This is a genomic window from Desulfothermus okinawensis JCM 13304 (assembly GCF_054654515.1).
Window position 1 is genome coordinate 37,237 of sequence record NZ_BAAIEW010000017.1, and the last position, 20,114, is coordinate 57,350.

General features: G+C 32.7%; 19 protein-coding genes, 1 pseudogene and 2 riboswitches. Of the genes and pseudogenes, 14 read left to right on the forward strand and 6 right to left on the reverse strand.

The window, feature by feature from the left end:
* Positions 1-834, forward strand: coding sequence for an ABC transporter ATP-binding protein (locus ACYQ0O_RS07895; RefSeq protein WP_459891890.1), 834 nt, complete (start codon positions 1-3; stop codon positions 832-834).
* A gap of 4 nt (positions 835-838) precedes the next feature.
* Entirely contained in the window at positions 839-1,579 is a 741-nt protein-coding gene (locus ACYQ0O_RS07900) for an ABC transporter permease (protein ID WP_459891891.1), read from the forward strand.
* Between the two features lie 304 nt (positions 1,580-1,883).
* On the opposite strand, the gene ACYQ0O_RS07905 is transcribed toward ACYQ0O_RS07900, so the two are convergent.
* From ACYQ0O_RS07905 to ACYQ0O_RS07915, 3 genes are all read right to left on the reverse strand, one after another.
* The gene (locus ACYQ0O_RS07905; protein WP_459891892.1) at positions 1,884-2,342 is read right to left on the reverse strand and encodes a hypothetical protein; all 459 of its coding nucleotides are present in this window, start codon (positions 2,340-2,342) and stop codon (positions 1,884-1,886) included.
* 66 nt (positions 2,343-2,408) lie between these two features.
* Complete coding sequence (locus ACYQ0O_RS07910) at positions 2,409-3,191, reverse strand: DUF4198 domain-containing protein (RefSeq protein WP_459891893.1); 783 nt, start codon at positions 3,189-3,191, stop codon at positions 2,409-2,411.
* A 14-nt stretch (positions 3,192-3,205) separates the two neighbouring features.
* The gene (locus tag ACYQ0O_RS07915) at positions 3,206-5,203 is read right to left on the reverse strand and encodes a TonB-dependent receptor plug domain-containing protein (RefSeq protein WP_459891894.1); all 1,998 of its coding nucleotides are present in this window, start codon (positions 5,201-5,203) and stop codon (positions 3,206-3,208) included.
* 696 nt (positions 5,204-5,899) lie between these two features.
* Between ACYQ0O_RS07915 and ACYQ0O_RS07920 the strand changes: the two genes are divergently transcribed.
* From ACYQ0O_RS07920 to ACYQ0O_RS07930, 3 genes are all read left to right on the forward strand, one after another.
* Positions 5,900-6,118, forward strand: coding sequence for a FeoA family protein (locus tag ACYQ0O_RS07920; protein ID WP_075069606.1), 219 nt, complete (start codon positions 5,900-5,902; stop codon positions 6,116-6,118).
* Between the two features lie 70 nt (positions 6,119-6,188).
* A complete protein-coding gene (locus ACYQ0O_RS07925; protein ID WP_459891895.1) occupies positions 6,189-6,428 on the forward strand; it encodes a FeoA family protein in 240 nt (79 codons plus the stop codon).
* Positions 6,425-7,621, forward strand: coding sequence for a FeoB small GTPase domain-containing protein (locus tag ACYQ0O_RS07930; RefSeq protein ID WP_459891896.1), 1,197 nt, complete (start codon positions 6,425-6,427; stop codon positions 7,619-7,621). Before ACYQ0O_RS07925 ends, ACYQ0O_RS07930 begins: the two co-directional genes overlap by 4 nt.
* Here ACYQ0O_RS07930 and ACYQ0O_RS07935 read toward each other — a convergent pair.
* From ACYQ0O_RS07935 to ACYQ0O_RS07945, 3 genes and pseudogenes are all read right to left on the reverse strand, one after another.
* A pseudogene (locus ACYQ0O_RS07935) lies at positions 7,519-8,535 on the reverse strand (IS256 family transposase); the annotation flags it as partial. The gene ACYQ0O_RS07930 and the pseudogene ACYQ0O_RS07935 sit on opposite strands and share 103 nt — an antisense overlap.
* A 128-nt stretch (positions 8,536-8,663) precedes the next feature.
* Complete coding sequence (locus ACYQ0O_RS07940) at positions 8,664-9,272, reverse strand: nucleoside recognition domain-containing protein (RefSeq protein ID WP_459891925.1); 609 nt, start codon at positions 9,270-9,272, stop codon at positions 8,664-8,666.
* Positions 9,273-9,278: 6 nt separating this feature from the next.
* Positions 9,279-9,638 (reverse strand): nucleoside recognition domain-containing protein, encoded by a 360-nt coding sequence (locus ACYQ0O_RS07945; protein WP_075070220.1) that lies wholly within the window; start codon positions 9,636-9,638, stop codon positions 9,279-9,281.
* Here ACYQ0O_RS07945 and ACYQ0O_RS07950 point away from each other — a divergent pair.
* From ACYQ0O_RS07950 to ACYQ0O_RS07990, 9 genes are all read left to right on the forward strand, one after another.
* On the forward strand, positions 9,565-10,179 hold the full coding sequence (locus tag ACYQ0O_RS07950; RefSeq protein ID WP_459891927.1) for a hypothetical protein: 615 nt from the start codon (positions 9,565-9,567) through the stop codon (positions 10,177-10,179). The two genes, ACYQ0O_RS07945 and ACYQ0O_RS07950, sit on opposite strands and share 74 nt — an antisense overlap.
* 20 nt (positions 10,180-10,199) lie before the next feature.
* Positions 10,200-10,322: a hypothetical protein gene (locus ACYQ0O_RS07955; RefSeq protein WP_459891897.1), complete on the forward strand. Its 123-nt coding sequence runs from the start codon at positions 10,200-10,202 to the stop codon at positions 10,320-10,322.
* A gap of 126 nt (positions 10,323-10,448) precedes the next feature.
* Positions 10,449-10,727: riboswitch (cobalamin riboswitch) on the forward strand.
* Between the two features lie 119 nt (positions 10,728-10,846).
* Positions 10,847-11,566: a DUF2162 family putative transporter gene (locus ACYQ0O_RS07960; RefSeq protein WP_459891898.1), complete on the forward strand. Its 720-nt coding sequence runs from the start codon at positions 10,847-10,849 to the stop codon at positions 11,564-11,566.
* Positions 11,563-12,186, forward strand: coding sequence for a MotA/TolQ/ExbB proton channel family protein (locus ACYQ0O_RS07965; RefSeq protein ID WP_459891900.1), 624 nt, complete (start codon positions 11,563-11,565; stop codon positions 12,184-12,186). The genes ACYQ0O_RS07960 and ACYQ0O_RS07965 overlap by 4 nt, the downstream gene beginning before the upstream one ends.
* A complete protein-coding gene (locus ACYQ0O_RS07970) occupies positions 12,183-12,521 on the forward strand; it encodes a DUF2149 domain-containing protein (RefSeq protein WP_459891901.1) in 339 nt (112 codons plus the stop codon). Before ACYQ0O_RS07965 ends, ACYQ0O_RS07970 begins: the two co-directional genes overlap by 4 nt.
* On the forward strand, positions 12,463-16,395 hold the full coding sequence (locus ACYQ0O_RS07975; RefSeq protein WP_459891902.1) for a cobaltochelatase subunit CobN: 3,933 nt from the start codon (positions 12,463-12,465) through the stop codon (positions 16,393-16,395). Before ACYQ0O_RS07970 ends, ACYQ0O_RS07975 begins: the two co-directional genes overlap by 59 nt.
* Position 16,396: 1 nt before the next feature.
* Positions 16,397-18,427 (forward strand): adenosylcobinamide amidohydrolase, encoded by a 2,031-nt coding sequence (locus ACYQ0O_RS07980; protein ID WP_459891903.1) that lies wholly within the window; start codon positions 16,397-16,399, stop codon positions 18,425-18,427.
* Between the two features lie 56 nt (positions 18,428-18,483).
* Entirely contained in the window at positions 18,484-19,401 is a 918-nt protein-coding gene (locus ACYQ0O_RS07985; RefSeq protein ID WP_459891905.1) for an ABC transporter substrate-binding protein, read from the forward strand.
* A riboswitch (cobalamin riboswitch) is annotated at positions 19,394-19,675 on the forward strand. (Overlaps the previous gene by 8 nt.)
* A gap of 129 nt (positions 19,676-19,804) precedes the next feature.
* Positions 19,805-20,065, forward strand: coding sequence for a hypothetical protein (locus ACYQ0O_RS07990; RefSeq protein WP_459891907.1), 261 nt, complete (start codon positions 19,805-19,807; stop codon positions 20,063-20,065).
* Positions 20,066-20,114: the final 49 nt, after the last annotated feature.

The window sequence follows — 20,114 nt, forward strand, 5'->3', positions numbered from 1 at the left end:
ATGATTTTAATTAAAAATCTTACAAAAAAGTTTGGGCATGTAGAAACATTAAAAGGTATTGACCTAGATATTTCTAAAGGAGAGTTATTTGCATATTTAGGACCTAACGGTGCAGGAAAGACAACTACAATAAGGATACTCACAGGAATTACAAAACCTAGTTCTGGTTTTGTGCTTTTGGATGGTATTAACATTTTCAAAGATCCAATTAAAGCGAAAAGGAAATTTGGATTGGTAATGCAATCTATTAATTTAGACTTAGAGTTAAGTGTTTATGAAAATCTGGATATTCACGGAAGACTTTTTAATTTGTCCTATAAAGAAAGAAAGTTAAGGATAGGCGAGGTGCTCTCGTATGTAGAGATGGTAGATAGAAAAGATAGTTTAATAAAAAACTTATCCGGGGGATTGAGAAGAAGGGTAACTATCGCAAGGGCAATGTTACATAGGCCAAAGATACTTTTTTTAGATGAGCCAACTGTTGGTTTAGATCCATCTATAAGAAGAGGTATTTGGGAGCTTATTAAAAAACGTCAAAAGGAAGGAACAACAATTTTTTTGACCACCCATTATATTGAGGAAGCTGAATTTTTGGCGAACAGAGTAGCCTTTTTAAATCAGGGCAAAATAGTAACTGTTGATACTCCTCAAAATCTAATCTCCAAGGTAGGTGGTTGGGCAATAGATATAATAGATAATGGTAAAATGACTAGCATTTACTTTAAAACAAGAGAACAAGCACAAAAATATGCTGTTGAGAGATATGAAACCTTTACTTTGCGAAGGGTAAATTTAGAGGATGCATTCTTATCATTGACAGGGGAAAGGGTCTAATCTTATGTTCAATCAATTTTTGGCGGTATATTTACGTGAAGTCTTTATCTTGAGACGCAGGCTTACAAGACACATATTAAGTATGTCAGTATCCCCCATTTTATACATGATAGCCTTTGGATATGCTATAGGAAATTCAATAAAATTTAATGGTCATACCTATAGAGAGTTTCTCATCCCTGGACTTATAGCAATGAGTAGCATGACCCAGGCATTTTCAATATCTGTAGAGATAAACGTAGCACGCTTTTACTGGCATATATTTGAAGAATTTCAGGCAGCACCTATAAATAATTTTATATATGTTGCAGGGGAAGTACTTGCAGGCATATCAAGAGCATTTCTATCTGTAATAATTATATTGCTTATTGGATATTTATTCCATGTGTCTCTTAGTTATGTGAATATAGAATTATGGCTTGCTGTTTTTTTAAACAGTTTTGTATTTTCTTCCCTAGCAGTTGCGCTTGCAATGGTAGTTAAATCCCATGCAGACCAGGCTATGTTTTCCAGTTTTGTTATAACTCCCATGGCATTTTTAGGTGGAACTTTTTTCCCAATTGATAAATTGCCCCACTGGGCACAAAACTTAATTTATCTTTTACCTATCACCCATGCAACTAAAGCTATTAGAGCAGCATGTTTTGATCTTGTCCCCAAGATTTCTTCCTATATAATGCTTGCAATAATAGGTATTCTTTGTTTTTTAATTTCAATTAGTTGTGTCTCCAGGGCAAAAGATTAAAGTCAATTTAATATAACCTGCTTATTCCATTAATTTGGCAATTTGGCATAAGTAATAGTTATAATATTCATACAAGCAACACATAACTCTACAACTCCTGAACCAAATATTACCTATATCCACATTACCACCATATTGTTATCTCATGGCACCATATGCACTTATTTTTTGAATAATTTCCATTTAATAAGGAGATACATTAAAAAGACCTCACCACATATATTACGTATAAAAAGTAATCTCAATAGTTGATAGAACAGTTTAAAATTATTGTGAAGTAATGGGAATGTTATAAGTGCTAAATTTAGCTTATTCGATTCTTAAAAGATAAAATCCAAAAAAGCAATCCAAATACAAGAAATATAGATAAAAGTCCAAGACTAATTCCCTGTAGCTTTGTGAATCTAGGTCCTGATTTTACCGCTTGTTTATTGTTTATATCTTTAGGATTTAAATTTTCATGTAAATTGATTTTTAGACGCAACATATGCCCCATTCCATCTTTTACTGTGGCTATCCACTCTCCTCCACTGTTAGGTAAAAAAGAAAATCTTCCTTTGTAATCTGTAAAACCAATTTGATATGGATGATCATCATCTATCTTCTTTATTTGCACTTTAGAATAGGCCATAGGCTCCCCATCATCATACATGGCAACTATTACTAAGGCTTTTTTTGTAAAGAAATATTCCCCTTTAACTCCATGAGCAAAGGCCATATTACAAACAAATAGTAAAAAAAACAATATAGGTATAATCTTCATTGACCATACTCCTGCAATTTAAAGCAGGGGTTACTTTAACAATAAAGCAACCCCCTTTACTTTTTTTTACTTAACTTCAAAGGTAAGGGTAGCTACATAAGACTCAACATCACATACATCTTTATCTTTGTACGGCTCTTCATTTGCTACCTTGATCATCCAGACACCAGGATGAATTATCTTAATATAAGCCTTTCCTGACCAGTCAGTACTGGTAGTGTATGCAAATACATTTTTATCTGTGGAAAAGCCCATGTAAGTAGAATACACAACACCTTTAAATGGTTTATTTTTGAAAATGACCTTTATTGGGAGATAGTCCCCTGATTTTAAGGTAATAGGATTTTTAAGTGGTATAATCTCAAGTGATTGTCCTATTTTCTTATTGACTATTCCCTTGGATTCTCCAACATTTACTATGGACTTAAAATACATTGTGGAATAATAGCACTTAATTACATTACTAAGGCCTTTTTTTGACTGTCTTTTACCCCCTTCATAAGTCTTGGTGTAAAAGCCAGGTTTTCTGGACCCATAAATTATATATGTCCCAGGTGTTGATGTGAAGTCTGTTTTGATTATAGTATCTGAAGTTAAAATGGAGGTTAATTTATTGTTTTTTGTGTTTAACACCTTTAATTCTTTTAATGAAGAAGGCTCTAAAAAACCATCTATTGGAAATCGATGCCCCCATCCAATTAATATCCTTATTGGTTCTCCTAAATCTGGGTTATAGTTTGAAGCAATTATCCATGGATAATGTGCATAACAGGTTGAGATAAAAATAAACATAACACTTAAAATAGATATAAAAGTAAATCTTATATTATTTATTATTTTATTTTTCATGTTATTTTTCCTCCTTAAAATTTTACGTCTAATTTTACTATAAATGATGTCCCAACTCTATAATGGGTTTCATCTCCTTTATCAGAATCAAATATATTATCTGCCTCAAATGTCAATTTTGCCTTATCAGACAGCTTTTTAGATATATTTAGATTAACTAAGCTATATGGATCAATTTGTTTGGTATTGTCAGTATTGGTATATTGTTTACTTACATATGAATAATCTATCCCAGCTCCTATACCAAATTTCTTTAATTCATAATAAGGTGAAATATTAATCTGATGATGTGGTACATAAGTTAGCTCTTTGTCTGTATCTTTGTTTTTCGAATCAGTATATGTATAGGACATGGAGAGTGAGAGTTGATCTGTTATATAACTCTTCAAGCTAAGTTCCAGTCCTTGAGTCCATGCCTCCTCTACGTTTTTATATATCTTTAATGGTAAACCATTATATGTCCCTCCTGTATCTTCTCGAATAACCATATTATCAACATTATTTCTAAATCCATTTATATTCAAAACAGTATCTCCATTAAATAGGTACTGCTCCAATCCAATGGTATATCCAATGGATTTTTCAGGGTCTAAATTGCGATTGGACTGTATATAATAACTCCCATGTCTGTATGGTGCATCGTAATATAATTGTCGAATAGTAGGAGATTTAAATGCCCTACCAACAGAACCCCTTATGGTAGTAGTAGGAGTGAGTTTATACATTATTCCAACCTTGGGATTTACTTCACTGCCAAATATAGAGTGGTGGTCAAGTCGTACACCTCCAAGAAAGGTTAATTTCTTAAAAAGGGTAAGCTCATCCTGGATATAGCAACTTGATGTCCTTATATCTTCATTCACCTTTATATGGCTTCCATCGGGATTTTCAATTGAATAATCTATTTTTTGAGTTTGAAGTTCTCCTCCCAGGGTGAGGATGTTTGCATCTGGAATAGTCCAGCTATATTGTAACTCCCCTTGATTATATCCAATATCACCATTTTTATATCCATATGCATATCCAGGATAACCATGTTCAAAATCCCATAAATATGTGTAACCTTTTATAGTAAGCAAATGATTTTCAAAGGGTCTAAAATTTATGTTTCCTGATAATCTATATGTATTCTCATCTCTGTTATTTGTTTTGGAATAATCACTTAACTCCCATTTTAAACCAAAATTAAGATTATCATTTATATCACCATGAAACTTTGACATAAAAGAATGGCGATATGACCTTATTGGATCTTCGCTAACATCCTCTGCATCTTCATAGGAATAATGTAATAAATATCCATATTTCTCAGATAATTTGTCTCCATAAAATACATAACCTTGAGACATACTTCTATATGAACCATAATCAGAGGGCCTTTGAATAGTACCGTCAGATTTTTTTCTCTTCTTTATCTTATACCAACCATACCATCCGCCAGCACCACCTTCAGCTTTTTTAGGAACTTTTTTTGTAATAATATTTATTACACCTGTTACTGCATCACTACCATATAACACTGATGCTGGTCCCTGTACTACTTCTATTTTCTCAATCATACTTACAGGAATTTGATTTAAACCTATTCCATACTCTCCCATGCCTCCACTTTGGCCACATCCCATGACCCTTTGGCCATCAACCAAAACCAGGGCGTATCCATCATTAATGCTAAGGCCCTGTAATTTTGCTCTCCAGGTATAAGTCCCAAAGATATCGTCATGTACTGACACATCTATACCAGGAATATGCCTAAGTACTTCCATTAAGTTCTGCGCATTCATTTTTTCTATATCTTCCTTAGTGATAACGTTTGTTGGAATGGGGACATCCTTTTGGGTATGAGGTGTCTTGGTTGCTGTTACTACCACAGTATTTAATGTGTTCGTTGACAGCTGTTTATCTGCTGCTAAAGAAAAATTTGACCAGCATAACATAACTATTAGGAAAAAAAATAAAACCAGGGGGTCTTCTAGCCAGAAAGATTTTTTTAAAAACCTACATAAAACCATTTCATCCATTCCTCCTTTTTCATAGGGTTCCTCACAAATTTTCCCCGTCCTTTTGATATAAAACTTTGCTGTAGGTTCTCAGCATTAATTATAACACGTATACCACCTCCTTATATAAAAAATACAACTAAAAAAACAAAAAATAACATAGATTGTTAAGATAACATTCTTAGATATTTAAATACTTATCTAAGAATAAGGATTAATATTGAAAAAAGATTATAAACTTAACGATAAGAATTAACTATCAAATTAAGTGAAAAGCTGTATACTTAATAAAATTTTTTATGTCAATATTTTATTTTTTTGTTATTTAGTAATATTTTATTCTAAATAAATATTACCAAAAACCACTGATAATGAATTTTATGAGTTAGTTTAATAACTTCTAACTTTTTAAGAAAAAAACTTGACAGCTGGTTAATATTAAATTAGTTAGACTTATCTAACTTTTTTAGTAGCATCTAATAAAAATATATAGACTTAGTTATTAACCCTACGGTCCTACGAGAACGCAAAAAATGAGTTGGTAGTGAGCTATATGGCTAAAAAGTTTGATCTTACTAATTTTATCTGTACTTTTTTATCAAGAAAAAGATAGATATAACTGGATTAATTTATTCTTTCGAATATTTTCTAAAAATTCGATAATAACATAAAAATATTAAGAAATATAATAACAAGTTGGAGGGCTATATGAAAAGACTTTCCCAGGTTACTGAAGGAGATGAGGTAATCCTTATGGACATAATTGGAGGCAGGAGTATTAGATCTAAACTATTTAACATGGGCCTTACCCCTGGAATTAAGATAAAAACAATTAACAATAACTCTTCAGGTCCTATTGTGTTAGTAGCCAGGAATTCTAAACTTGTACTTGGCAGGGGCATGGCTGAAAAGATTATGGTAAAATAATTTTTTTTAACATCTAAGTTAGATATATCTAACTTAGATAAGCCTATCTAACTTAAAAAGGAGGAAGACTATGGAACTGAAATTAAGTGAGATGAAGGTTGGAGAAAAGGGAAAGATTATAGGTTATGGCAAAGGCGCCAAAGGGTATTTAGACAGGATTTTTGCAATGGGGCTCACTATAGGGTCTGAATTTCAAGTAATGAGAATTGCTCCATTGGGAGATCCTGTGGAGATTAGTGTAAGGGGATTTAATCTATCCCTAAGAAAACAAGAAGCAAATATATTACTGGTAAAAAGGAGGGAGAGATGAAGAGTATTACAATTGGCCTTGTTGGAAATCCCAATTGTGGAAAGACCACTCTTTTTAATCAGCTTACAGGTGCAAATCTTAAAGTGGGAAACTGGCCTGGGGTTACAGTAGAAAAAAAGACAGGTCAATTTAACTTTAAGAACACAAAGGTAAACGTGGTGGACCTTCCAGGGATATATTCCCTATCAGCAACTTCCCTGGATGAGACCATTGCAAGGGACTACATATTATCTGGCGAGGCAGATGTAATAATAAATATAGTAGATGCATCTAACCTGGAGAGAAATTTATATCTTACATTTCAGTTACTGGAAATGGGAGTTCATGTTATTATTGCATTAAATATGATGGATATAGTAGAAAAACAGAGGACTACAATTGATATACAGGCAATGGCTAAAACCTTAAAATGTCCTGTTGTTCCAATTGTTGCCAAAAAAGGTGAAGGTATTGATAAATTAAAAGAGACAATTGTAACTGTGGTATCTAATAAAGAAAAAAGCCATTTTGAGATAAATTATAACCCTCCATTAAAATGGGCAATAGAAAAAGTAAAGTCTTATATATCCGATGATATAAATGTACCAAATAAAGATTGGATTTCAATAAAATTATTAGAGGGAGATGATACTATTAATTCATACATACAGGATGATTTAAGCTCTTATCTAGATGAAACAAATAATAGTATTAAAGAAAAAACAGACATGGATATGGATGCCTTTGTAGCGTCATCAAGATATATGGCCATAGAAAGTTTATGCCAGAATGCAATAAAGAAAAAAGAGACATTAAAAAAATCTATTACTGATAGAATTGATTCAATTGTTTTAAATCGTTATTTGGGCACTTGTCAAGAATTTTGTGTAAAGGCATATAAATTCTCCAAGGAGGAATTATCGGTTTCAAAAGTTTTATGGAACATAGAGTGTAATTTTGGGAGTGCGCTTTTAAATTTTGGCTCTGGTTTTTGCCATTTATTAGCATGTAATTTTTTAAGAAAGACGTGCCATTTAGCATGGAATATTGTTTTACTTTGGAAATATCCTCCAGTATTTAATATTATTTTTTCAAGTTCTTTATGGAGATTTTCTGATGCATTGGTTGATTTTAGTCTGGATCTCAACTGTTCAGGAAAACGTGTAAAGGTTAGAAAGTGTTCGGCTTTTGATTTAAGTTCTTTAGAGAAATGAGGATGTTTGGATTTAATTTTCTCTATCATTTCCATAAATAATGTATAGACATTATCAAAAGTTTTTGCATTTTCTATATCTCTTATCACCTCTTTAAAATATCTGTATTCATCCTTGGAGAGGTGGAGTTTTGCATTTCTTATTAGATGAACAATGCATAATTGATGCATTGATAGGGGAAAAAGTCCTTTTATGAGTTTAGTTAAGCCAGGAAAGTTATCTGTTACAAATAGAAGTACCCTTAATAGACCTCTATCTTTAAGGTCTAAAAGAAATTCTCTCCAGACAGTAATATTTTCATTTCCTTCAAAGAGTTTTGATCCTATAACCTCTTTTTTGCCTTCCATATTAACACCTACGGCAGTTAATAACACCATTTTTTTTACTTTATTATCTTCTTTTACATCTAAAGTTTTTGCATCTATAAAAACAGCAAACCAATGAGAAGAAAGTTCCCTTGTGATAACGTCCTGAAATTCTGTTGAAAGCCTGTTTGTAATGTTATTTATTTCTTCTGAAGAAAAAGGGAGATTTAGTTTCTTAAGAGAAGCTTTTAAAGCTTCTATAGAACTGGTAGATAAAAATAGGCTTTCTACGATATGGGAGTATTCCTGTGGAAGATACCTACTATATTTTGGAATAGAGGATGGAAAGAAGCTGGAAGTTCTTGTGCGAGGGATATTAACTTTTAAAGGAGTGTTATTTAGATACAGGGTTCTTGGATAAAAACCATTAGCATATTCTTCTGTGTTTTCTTTTAAGTAAATATTCCTCTCTTCCTTCATAATGGTATTAAGGATCAAAGGAACTACAGAGAGTTTAATTTTTTCATAGAAATCTTGGGAAGATAACTTGCCAGATATCAGGTTTTGTATTAATTCATCTAAGAGATTGTTTAACGTGTCTTTATTCATTATTTTACTTATTTTGTTTTGGAGTGAGTTTTTCGCAGAGGTTCCCTATAGGGAACCTCTATCTTTTTTTTCCATACCCTTTTATGTTCTCCATATTATCATCTATTCCCTCTTTACACAAAATTATTTTAACTTCCAAACAATGGGATGTATAAGAGTACAAAGAGAAGATAGGCATATGCCCCTACTTTTCCATGAAAATGGGTCTGCATAATTTGAAAAGTAGCCTTTTCCACATCCTCAGGCCCTTCATTTGTTGCAGAACTAATTCCAAGGGGATCAGTAATTGAAGCCATAAGTCCTGATAGGTTTTCAGGAATTGAGTTAAATGCATCTTTTATCCCTTGAATCAAACTAAATGTTTCAGTCTCCTCATTAGTTTTTGATTTGGCCTCAGCTCCATAGAGGGAATTAAGTGTCCCTACCACTGCTTCCTTTGCAAATATACCAGAAAACAGCCCAACAGTAGCAGGCCAGTTATCCTTTTCTATTCCAATGGGATGGAATATGGGGGTTATGGTCTTGCCGATCTGAGATAATACAGAAGAACCTGTATCCTTATGTCCAAATGTTCCATCAGTGCCAATGGAATTTAAGAAACTCAAAACCATTACTATAACAATAATTACCTTACCTGCCTTTAATAAAAACACCTTTAATCTGTCATAAGTGTGTATTAAAGTGCCCTTAAGAGTAGGCATGTGATAGGGGGGAAGTTCCATTACAAATGAAGAAATCTCTCCCTATAAAACAGTATTTTTTAATAAGATACCTGTAATCACGGCTATTAGGATGCCAATTAAATACAGGGAAAATATTAAATTGGTTCCCCCTGTTGGGAAAAATGCAGCTGCAAATAGGGCGTACACCGGGAGTCTGGCGCCGCAAGACATAAATGGGTTCATGGCTATGGTCATGAGCCTGTCTCTTTCGTTTTCCAGGGTCCTGGTTGCCATAATGGCAGGGACATTACACCCAAAACCAACTAACATTGGAATAAATGCCTTTCCAGGTAGACCAATTGCCCTCATGAGCCTGTCCATAACAAAAGCAGCCCTGGCCATATATCCTGAATCCTCTAAGATAGAAAGGCACAGGAACATAAATCCTATTGGGGGGATAAAGGTTGCAACAGTCTGGATGCCCGCTCCTACTCCATTGGCGAGTATTGTGATAATCCATGCTGGAAAATGGAAATTACTTAGTAAGTGGGATAGACCATCTACGAATACTGTTCCACAGAAAATATCAAAAAAATCAATAAAACATCCTCCAACATTAATAGTAAACATAAAGGTAAGATACATTGCAAATAAAAATATAGGTATTCCCCCATGTTTAGTTGCAGTTGCCACAATCTACAGGGAAGCAGGACCAAGGTGGACAACCTTTATTGTAATATATACAATAATCATTGCCTGGTCAGTATCTACCCTATTTTATCAGCTTGCCACATTTAATAAACACCCTATTTTATCAATTGCATGGATTATTGGAATATGCATATTTTTTATGGCTTTGTTTTATTTTCTCAAAACAAAAGGCGCTGAGATTTTAGAGGTGGAGACATTGAAAAAACAAGTACATATAGGATGTGATGGTTGTAGCAATAGTTCCATATGTCCCATGTCTATTAATGATTAAACAAAAAAGGGGGATAACAGATGAGTGTTAGAAAAGATCTTTTATCTAATTTATGGGACAAAATAATTAAGAAAAAATGGAATTCAAAAAAATATGGTATGATTAACAGCCAGTCAAAAATCAAAATAAAAAGGATAGGATAAATTTAAGAAATTGAATTAGTTCAATAAAAATGTAACAAGAATTGAGGCTGTTATTTAATTAAATCCTTTTGTCAAACTAACTTGACAACAAAAATTAATCTTTGTAAGCATTGATTCAACCAAGCAGAAACAAAAAATTGTTCAGGTGCCGTCAGGCTTAAAAGGGAATCCGGTGAAACTCCGGAACCGGCCCGCGGCTGTGATAAGGGGACGAAAGCTGCATAAGGCCACTTCTCCTGCCACCTTTTCAAGTGAAGGACTTGCTATTTGCTAGTAGCAGTGTGTGAAGGTCAAGAATTTTGGGCTTCGCCTATGTCCTTGCTAAAAAAGGTGGCGGGGGAGGGAAGGCGCAGCGAGTAGGATGATCCTTTGAGTCAGAAGACCTGCCTGAGCAAGGATATTTTTAAGGTCCTTCGGGGCAAGGGACTTAAAAATATAAGTCTTTGGGGATAAAAACGGGAAATCCCTGAAGTCCTAATTGGTAGGATTTCAGGGATTTTTTTATTTTCAGGGAAAGTTTAAGGATGATTATAAGGTCATTTTTGATTGGAATAATATTTACTCTATCAATTTTCGCGGTAAAATCTGCCATGGGGTTATATTATATAAAAAATAACAAGAGGCATTATTATACAATGCTGGGAACTACTGTAGCTATCTATTTTTCTATCTTTTATTTATCTTATCTTATTATAAAATACGTTGATATAACAAGTATATTTCCTCTATTTGAAAGATTTTTAAAATCAGGAATGTCCATCCATCTAATAATGGCACTTGGCATGATATATTGGGGGATTAATATACTTTGTAAGGAAATAAAAAATACAAAGGCCTATTTATTTTTATTAATACCATGTCCCCTTTGTATGATAGTTATATTCTTAACTTTATCTTTTTTATTTAAATTTATTGGTAAGTATAATATCAAATATCTTATTAGTTTTTATTTTATATTTTTAGCTATTCAAATTTTTACCCTTATATTATTGGATATATTAACTAGATGGTACAGGAAAGTATCATTTATAAATTTTCTAGGATATACACTTATTTTTATAGGAATATATTTTTTATTGGTTTATTTACTTGCACCACAAATTGGACAACTCACTAATATCTATCGTCTATCAATGCATTCTAATTTAAGCCATAAATTTAGTCTAAAAGATATGTATATCATAATAAGCTCACTTATTATAATATTATTTGGCTATTTTCATAAAAGGAATTTAATAAAATGAATATAAACTCTATTTTACAAACTATTATATATGTTATCTCATCTTCCCTGATGCTTCCTGTAATGATTTTGTTGGTAATATTAGGTATTTATATTTTGTATGTTTCAGGTAATTTTTTATCTGAATTTGTCGAACGAAAAAGAAAAGTAAAATCATTAAATATTGATATATTATTAAATGATATAGACAGTAAAAAAGAATTATCTGATCAATATCTTGATAAATTTACCTTTAATGTGAAAAATTATGTGCTTAAATTAAATAATATAATAAAAAATAAAAATGGATTCCTTGATATAACAGTTGAAAATCTATTGCAACATACAGAATTAAATATGATTTCAGAACTAAACAGAATAAAAATGATAGTTAGAATAGGTCCAAGTCTTGGACTCATGGGCACTCTTATTCCAATGGGAACAGGTCTTAGTTCACTTAGCTCAGGGGACATTACCCGGTTATCTTCAAGTTTAATTATTGCCTTTACCACAACAGTTGTTGGGCTTGCCCTGGGAGTTATTGCTTACTTTTACTCTATTATCAAGGAAAGATGGATTAAAGAAGATATCATGTATATAGAGGTAATCACAGAGGCCTTTATGAGGATTGTATTAAAATGAAATTCTTAAAAACAAGGAGATATCAATTTTCTAATATTGACGATGATCCCTTATCTGGAGTTGCAAACCTCTTTGATCTTGGTCTAGTATTTATTGTAAGTCTTCTTTTAGCTCTTTTAAGCGTTTATCATTTAACAGATTTTTTTAATAAAGACACAGAAATAACCATAATAAAAAAAGATAACCATGTGAAAATGGAGATAATTACAAAAAAGGGAAAGGTTATAAAGGCATATAAGGTTACAAAAAAAATAGGTCAGGGAGAAGGGGAAAAACTTGGCACAGCATACAGGCTTAAAGATGGTAGAATTATCTATATCCCAGAAAACCAATAAAATTATTTTCTCACTCTTTATTTTTGTGGTATTAAGTAATATTTGCTATGCCAAAAACTCCAAGATACTTTTTTTAATAGGAGAACCTTACTCATCTCCAATTTTACATGCTATAAATAATATAGATAAAAAATATCCAAAGATATATGTAAAAAAACACATAGATTTTGTGGTGGTATCACATTTTAAGAAGATTGATAAATCCTTTTTAAGAAAATACCATGTGTTTTTAGTAGATATAATGTATCCAGCCACAAAAAAAATAATTTCCATGATATCTAATAAAAAAAAGATAATTTCATTGAGAGGAAAACATGGTGGATATTTTACTGAAAAAAGACTAATATTTGATAATAATATAATAAAATATTTTTTGTTTCCATCTCCATCTAACACTGAAAATTTATTAAAATATGTCCTAAACAAAGAATTAAATGTAAAGATATCATATAAAAAGCCTGAAATACTTCCAAAAATTTTTATTGCTCATCCCTACTCTGACAAATTTTTTACAAATATTGAAGATTATCTAAGATGGTATAAAAGTTCAAAGCATTTTAAAAAACATGGTTTTTGGGTGGCAATTACATATTATAGCTCTATGGTAAATAATACATTAATCAAAAAATTGGTGCAAAAATTTGAGGCAAATAATATAAATGTAATGGTAGTATATGGATTCCCAGCCTACATGGGAGTTAGGAAGTTTCTACTTCCCCATAAAGTGGATTTTATTATAGGGATTTCCTATAAATTTTCTGCATCATTAGATGATAATGGCAAAAATACACTAAAGGAGCTCAATGTCCCTGTTTATAATGTTATTTCCTTGCTGAATTTAAGTAAAAATAAATGGGAATTATCTAAAACTGGACTTACTCCTTTTGAGGTTAGTTTTCAGATATCCATACCTGAATTAGGTGGTATTATTGAACCCACAGTTATTAGTTCCAAAGAAAAGAGATACAATAGTTCTGTCCAAAAATATTATTTTCAAGATGAAATAATTGATTATCAAGTTGATTGGCTAATAAACAGGATTAAGGCAATGCGAAGACTCCAGATAAAAGAAAATAAATATAAAAAAATAGCAATAATTTATTACAATCATCATCCAGGTAAACAAAATATAGGTGCAAGTTATTTGAATGTTATGAAATCTTTATCCAATATATTAATTAATTTAAGAAAACAGGGATACAATATAGGAGAGAACATTAAACTAGACTATGAGACTTTAAAAAATGCAATGCTTTTGTCAGGTAGAAATGTTGGAAATTATGCAAAAGGAGAAATCCAGAGGTTAGTAGATTCTAAAAAAGTAGTACTTTTACCAATATCAAAATACAAAGAATGGATAAAAGATTGTCCTGAGAATTTTATAGCCCCAGTTATGGAAAAATGGGGAGCTCCTGAAGATAGTAAGATAATGGTTTATAAGGGAAATTTTATTATTCCAATGGTAAAGATAAGTGATAATGTTATTATCTTGCCCCAGCCATCTAGAGGATGGGGGCAGGATCCAATAAAGATGTATCATGATGTGACACTACCTCCTCATCATCAATATGTAGCAGTATATCTATGGCTTAAAAATAAGTTTAAGGCAGATGCAATAATCAATTTGGGAACCCATGGTACCCATGAGTGGATGCCAGGGAAGCAGGCTGGAACCATTTACTGGGATAATGGGGATTATCTAGTTCAAGATATACCTGTATTATATCCTTATGTAATGGACGATATAGGAGAGGCAATACAGGCAAAGAGAAGGGGCAGGGGAATAATACTTTCCCATTTAACTCCAGTTATAAAAAAGGGAAACCTCTTTGATAAATATTTAAAACTTGAAGAAAAATTAAATGAATATGAAGTTGCAAAAAATAAAAATAGCAGGGTAACAGAGGAAAAACTTTTAGAGATAAAAAGACTTGTAAAGAAAACAGGGATAGATAGGGATCTTAAGATCAAAAAGATCACAGAAGAATCTTTAGAGGATATAGAACATTATCTAATAGATCTAAAACAGCAATACCTGCCTTATGGTCTGCACACTTACGGAAAAATCCAGGACAAAGGTGCAAGGGATTTTGCAAAAACACTTGCTGAAAATTATAAGGATATCTCTAAAGACCCCATTAAATATTTTTATAGTAGGCTTAAACAAAGCGCTCAACTTGAGATAAAAAATCTAATTAATGGCCTAAATGGTAGGTATATCCCGCCAGGTCATGGAAATGACCCCATAAGGTCTCCTGACTCACTTCCCACTGGAAGAAATCTGTATGCATTTGACAGCTCCAAAATACCTTCAAAAGAGGCATATAAGGTTGCAAAAAGATTGGTGGATGAGTCCCTGGAAAAATATAAAACATACCATGGTGGAAGATATCCAGAAAAAGTAGAGGTGATCTTATGGAGTGTGGAAACATGTAGAGATGAAGGGATAAATATTTCTCAAGCCCTATATTATATGGGGATTAAGCCTGTTTGGGATTCAAAGGGCAGGGTGATAGGGGTGATACCAATTTCAGGTAAAGTGCTACAAAGGCCACGTATAGATGTGCTTATGCAACCATCTGGCCTATTTAGAGATATGTTTCCAAATATCATTCAGCTTTTAGATGATGCAGTGAAAATGGCGCAACGACAAAAGGATATTGAGAATTTTATAGCTGCTCATTCAAAAAAAATAGAAGTAGAATTAATTAAAAAGGGTGTAAAGAAAACCATGGCAGAAAAGTTGGCTGGAATACGAATATTTGGTGCGCCACCTTCTGCATATGGTACAATGGTGGCTGAACTCACAGGCAACTCTGGGATGTGGGATAATTCAACTGATATTGCAGAGGTGTATATAAATAGACTCTCATATGGCTATTCAAGGGATTTTTGGGGGAAACCTCTAAAAAACATATTTAAAACCCAGTTAAAAGATGTGGATGTGGTGGTGCATAGCCTTTCTACAAATCTATATGGAACCATGGATAATGATGATTTCTTTCAATATGCTGGTGGAGCAGTGCTTGCTGTAAGGACATTAAAGGGAAAGTCCCCTGAACTCTATGTGGCAAGAAGTGCTGATCCTAAAAATTCATTTGTTGAAGATATATCCAGGACCATAGGAAAGGAATTTAGAATTAGATATACAAATCCAGAGTGGATCAGGGCAATGATGAAAGAAGGCTATGCAGGTGCAAGGGAAATGAGTAAATTTGTGGAATATATGTGGGGATGGCAGGTAACAGTCCCATCTGCTGTTGATGATGTAAAGTGGAAACTAACATACAATGTATATGTGAAAGATTCCTATAAATTAAATATAAAAGAATTTTTTGAAAAACAAAATCCATGGGCATATCAATCAATAACAGCAAGGATGTTAGAAGCGGTTAGAAAAGGATATTGGAAGCCTAATAAAAAGATTATACAAAAATTAGCAGTAGAATATGTAACAAATGTTGTAAAAAATGGTGTTGCCTGTTGTGACCATACATGTAACAACCCTATGCTAAATCAGATGGTTGTAAATATTGTATCCATCCCTGGTGTGCTTAGCCCTAAAATAGTAGAAAAATTTAAGGCCATCCTCTCTAAGGCACTGGGAAAGACTATTGAAAAGCAATTAAAGGAGAGAAAAAAGCTTTTAAAAAGAATTGGCAATATAATAAAGGATATGAAAAATAAAAATGTAGATGGTAAAATAAATACAGCTAAAAAGATAAAAGGATTTGAATTAAAAGAAGAAACCAAAAAAGAAGATAGTGAGCTATCTTCTTCTGGAGTTCAGTGGTATTTAATGGCGCTTGTTGGAATGATTATATTTGTGATGTCAATTGGTACTATCACAAGACATAAAACAGACAGGAGATAAGATGAGATTTATAATTTATTTAATGGGAGCGGTCTTAATGTTTATACCTAAAATAACAATGGGATATTATGTATCTTTTACAGATAATAGTAATAAAAAAATTATTTTGTCTGTAAAACCTAAAAGGATTGTATCTGTTAGCCCAACAATAACAGAAATATTAGCTGAGATTGGAGCAAAGGATCTTTTAAAAGGCATTACCTATTATGATAGATATATAATAGATGGTGCAAAGATTGTTGGTGGTTTTTTATATCCATCAACAGAAAAGATAGAAGAGCTTAAGCCAGATATAGTGTTTGTTTCTAAGATTAATGCTCACAATCTGTCTCAATTGGAAAAAAATAATATTAAAGTTATACTCTTATCTCCTAATAATCTAGATTCGTTATTTAACACAATAGAGATTTTGTCAAAGATAGTTGATAGAAGAGAAAAGGGTCAAAAATTAATTGCAGATATAAAAAGACAGATAAAACATATAAAGACAAAGTTAAAACATATACCTGCCAAAAAAAGACTCAGGGTTATGAGGATAATGGGGCGTGATACAATTATGACTCCAGGTGTTGATTCTTTTCAGAACATGATAATTTCCCTTGCTGGAGGTATACCACCTCGTTTTCAGGGACCTGGGAAAATGGTAAGCGTTACAGAGGATGAATTCATTAAATTTAATCCCCAGGTGATATATGGATGTTATGGAGATAAAAAACTAATAGAAAAGATAAAAAAAACTCCTGAGTATAGTTCTATTTCTGCAATAAAAAATAATAGAGTGTTCATATATCCCTGTAGCCTTACATGTAGATTATCTGCACACACTGGTTATTTTGTTTCATGGCTTGCAGCAGATATTTATTCTGAGCAGTTTTTAAATGATAAAAACTGGGAGTACAAAGATCATAAGATTTCAGAAAAGTCATTAAAGATAGATTTAGACTATATAAAAAAGGCTGCAATTATAAAATCATATGTATTTGACTTTATAAACAAGACCCTTCTAATTCAATTTAAAAGGCCCATGTATATAGTTTCTTCTTTAGAAGGGCCAAGGGGAAATATAACATATGTGGGAAATCACTATACTCCCCCTCCATGCTGGAGAATCACACATTACCTTGGATTAGAGAAATCCAGAAATAGGATTTACAAGGCATTAAATCTGGATGAGAAAAATAGCTCTCTTTTGTTCACTGGGGCAAATATGGACAATCTCGCAGTGGCAACAAAAGAATATAAAAGTCTTAAGGTAGTAGTCATTGCCACAGCCGGGGTTGAGTCAAATGCAATGAGGATGTCAAAAGATGTAGGTAGTTATTTTGAACCAGGTACAATAAATATGATTATTTTATCCAATGCAAAACTCACCAAAAGGGCAATGACCAGGGCTATTATTACAGCCACTGAAGCAAAAACAGCAGCATTAAATGATCTGGATATAAGGAGTTCATATAATCCATTAAAATACCAGGCCACAGGTACGGGAACTGACAATATAATAGTTGTTCAGGGTGATGGTGAAATGGTACTTCACAATGCAGGTGGCCATTCAAAACTTGGAGAACTAATTGCAAGGGCTGTATATGATGCAGTAACAGAAGCTATTTCAAAACAAAACAAGATAATATTCAATAGAAATATATTTAAAAGACTTAAAGAAAGATATATAAATATATATGATATAATTTATAAAAGTCCAATTATTCCAACATATAAGAAAAATCAGTATATCAAAGAAATGGAAGGCCTCCTTTTAACTCCAGAATATGCATCTGTTTTTGATGAATTTCTCATACTATCAGATCAATATGAAAATGGCAGAATTTATAATTTATCTATGTTAAGAAAATTAGCAAAACACATAGCATCATCTATAGCAATGAATAATAATATTAAGATTAAATCTTATGTTAATGATAAATCTATTCCCCTACCCATAAGAATATGTATTGATTCAATGTTAAGTGGTATATCAGATAAATTTAATAACATTAAACATATGAGCACAAATAAAAGTAATCTAAACTAATTGTATGTGTTATGGAATGCTTGACTGACAACAACAATTGATGTACATCCATACGCATGAAGATAATAAGATGGTGTTTTGGATGTTTTGGAATAGTAATGATAATAATATATTGTAATCTAATGTTAATTTCAGGACATTGTGAACAAATAAAAGATATATCAGGGACTACTATAAAACTACCCTTTTATCCAAAAAGAATAGTATCCCTTGCTCCCAGTATAACAGAGTGTCTCTTTGCAATTGGTGCTGGAGATAGGGTAGTTGGTGTAACACAGTTTAGTAATTATCCACAAGAGGTAAAAAGATTACCAAAGGTAGGGTCATATATTTATCCAAGCATTGAAAAGATATTATCTCTAAAACCAGATCTAATTCTGGCAACTAAAGATGGGAATCCAAGGCACATAGTCTTAAAATTAAGGAATATTGGCATAAAGGTCTTTGTAGTAGATCCAAGGGATATTCACTCTTTATTTTCCACCATGCTTGTTCTGGGAAAACTAGTAGGATGCGAAAAAAAGGCCAAATCAACGGTGGACAGATTAAGAAAAGAAGTAGATAGTATCACACAAAAGGGAAAATTGTTTAAATATCCACCAAAGGTCTTTTTTCAAATAGGAATAGATCCCATGGTGACAGTTGGAAGGAATACATTAATAGATAATTTGATAAAGATAGCTGGAGGTAAAAACATCTTTGGGAGTTTTCATGGTTATCCCAGAATATCCGTTGAACAGGTAATTGGACTAAATCCAGATATTATCATAATAACTTCAATGGTCCATTCTGCTTCAAATTTAAATAGACTGAAAAGTCTCTGGGAAAAATATAAAGAGATTGATGCAGTTAAATACTCAAATGTGTTCGTGGTAAATTCAGATTTTTTTAATCGTCCCGCTCCAAGGGCGATTAAAGGACTAAAACTTTTGTCCATGATCTTTGAAAAGGCAGTAAATAAAATTAGCAATTAAAAATTGTTCAGGTGCCATTTAAGCTTAAAAGGGAATCCGGTGAGATTCCGGAACCGGCCCGCGGCTGTGATAAGGGGACGAAAGTTGCAAAAGGCCACTTTCCCCCGCCACCTTTTCAAGTGAAGGACTTGCTATTTGCAAGTAGCAGTATGTGAAGGTCAAAAACTTTTGGCTTCACCTATGTCCTTGCTTAAAAAGGTGGCGGGGAGAGGGAAGGCGCAGCGAGTAGGATGATCCTTTGAGTCAGAAGACCTGCCTGAACAATGAGATTTTTAAGTTCCTTCGGGGCAAGGGGCTTAAGACAAAAGTCTTTGGGGATAAAAACGGGAAATCCCTGAAGTCCTTAACTAATTAGGATTTCAGGGATTTTTTTATTTAAAAACCAGAAAAAGGAGGAATGGTTATGAAGACAGGAGTTATTTGTTATGTAAGGACAGACACAGAGAGATTGGATTTAGACCAGGTAAAAAATGAGTTAAAGAAGGTTTTTAAGGATGCAGACTTAATAGAAATTGCCCATTCTCCAGGGAGTGAAGAAGACATAATGAGGGCGTGGTGGCAGATGACCACCAAAGGCATGAAAAGAATTTTTCTCAGATTTGTTGAAATTGGAAGGGACATGGGAATCAAGTTTACTGGCAAAGAAATGAGATTATATGGTTAACAAAATTTATTTTACCCAGGTTTTGGCAAACTTGGGGTAGGAGGTAAGT

Bases quoted from the DNA above. Each gene is read 5' to 3' on its own strand.
- ACYQ0O_RS07895 (WP_459891890.1), top strand. From the start codon at position 1: ATGATTTTAATTAAAAATCTTACAAAAAAGTTTGGGCATGTAGAAACA.
- ACYQ0O_RS07900 (WP_459891891.1), top strand. From the start codon at position 839: ATGTTCAATCAATTTTTGGCGGTATATTTACGTGAAGTCTTTATCTTG.
- ACYQ0O_RS07905 (WP_459891892.1), bottom strand. From the start codon at position 2,342: ATGAAGATTATACCTATATTGTTTTTTTTACTATTTGTTTGTAATATG.
- ACYQ0O_RS07910 (WP_459891893.1), bottom strand. From the start codon at position 3,191: ATGAAAAATAAAATAATAAATAATATAAGATTTACTTTTATATCTATT.
- ACYQ0O_RS07915 (WP_459891894.1), bottom strand. From the start codon at position 5,203: ATGGTTTTATGTAGGTTTTTAAAAAAATCTTTCTGGCTAGAAGACCCC.
- ACYQ0O_RS07920 (WP_075069606.1), top strand. From the start codon at position 5,900: ATGAAAAGACTTTCCCAGGTTACTGAAGGAGATGAGGTAATCCTTATG.
- ACYQ0O_RS07925 (WP_459891895.1), top strand. From the start codon at position 6,189: ATGGAACTGAAATTAAGTGAGATGAAGGTTGGAGAAAAGGGAAAGATT.
- ACYQ0O_RS07930 (WP_459891896.1), top strand. From the start codon at position 6,425: ATGAAGAGTATTACAATTGGCCTTGTTGGAAATCCCAATTGTGGAAAG.
- ACYQ0O_RS07950 (WP_459891927.1), top strand. From the start codon at position 9,565: ATGAGCCTGTCCATAACAAAAGCAGCCCTGGCCATATATCCTGAATCC.
- ACYQ0O_RS07945 (WP_075070220.1), bottom strand. From the start codon at position 9,638: ATGTTCCTGTGCCTTTCTATCTTAGAGGATTCAGGATATATGGCCAGG.
- ACYQ0O_RS07955 (WP_459891897.1), top strand. From the start codon at position 10,200: ATGAGTGTTAGAAAAGATCTTTTATCTAATTTATGGGACAAAATAATT.
- ACYQ0O_RS07960 (WP_459891898.1), top strand. From the start codon at position 10,847: ATGATTATAAGGTCATTTTTGATTGGAATAATATTTACTCTATCAATT.
- ACYQ0O_RS07965 (WP_459891900.1), top strand. From the start codon at position 11,563: ATGAATATAAACTCTATTTTACAAACTATTATATATGTTATCTCATCT.
- ACYQ0O_RS07970 (WP_459891901.1), top strand. From the start codon at position 12,183: ATGAAATTCTTAAAAACAAGGAGATATCAATTTTCTAATATTGACGAT.
- ACYQ0O_RS07980 (WP_459891903.1), top strand. From the start codon at position 16,397: ATGAGATTTATAATTTATTTAATGGGAGCGGTCTTAATGTTTATACCT.
- ACYQ0O_RS07985 (WP_459891905.1), top strand. From the start codon at position 18,484: ATGAAGATAATAAGATGGTGTTTTGGATGTTTTGGAATAGTAATGATA.
- ACYQ0O_RS07990 (WP_459891907.1), top strand. From the start codon at position 19,805: ATGAAGACAGGAGTTATTTGTTATGTAAGGACAGACACAGAGAGATTG.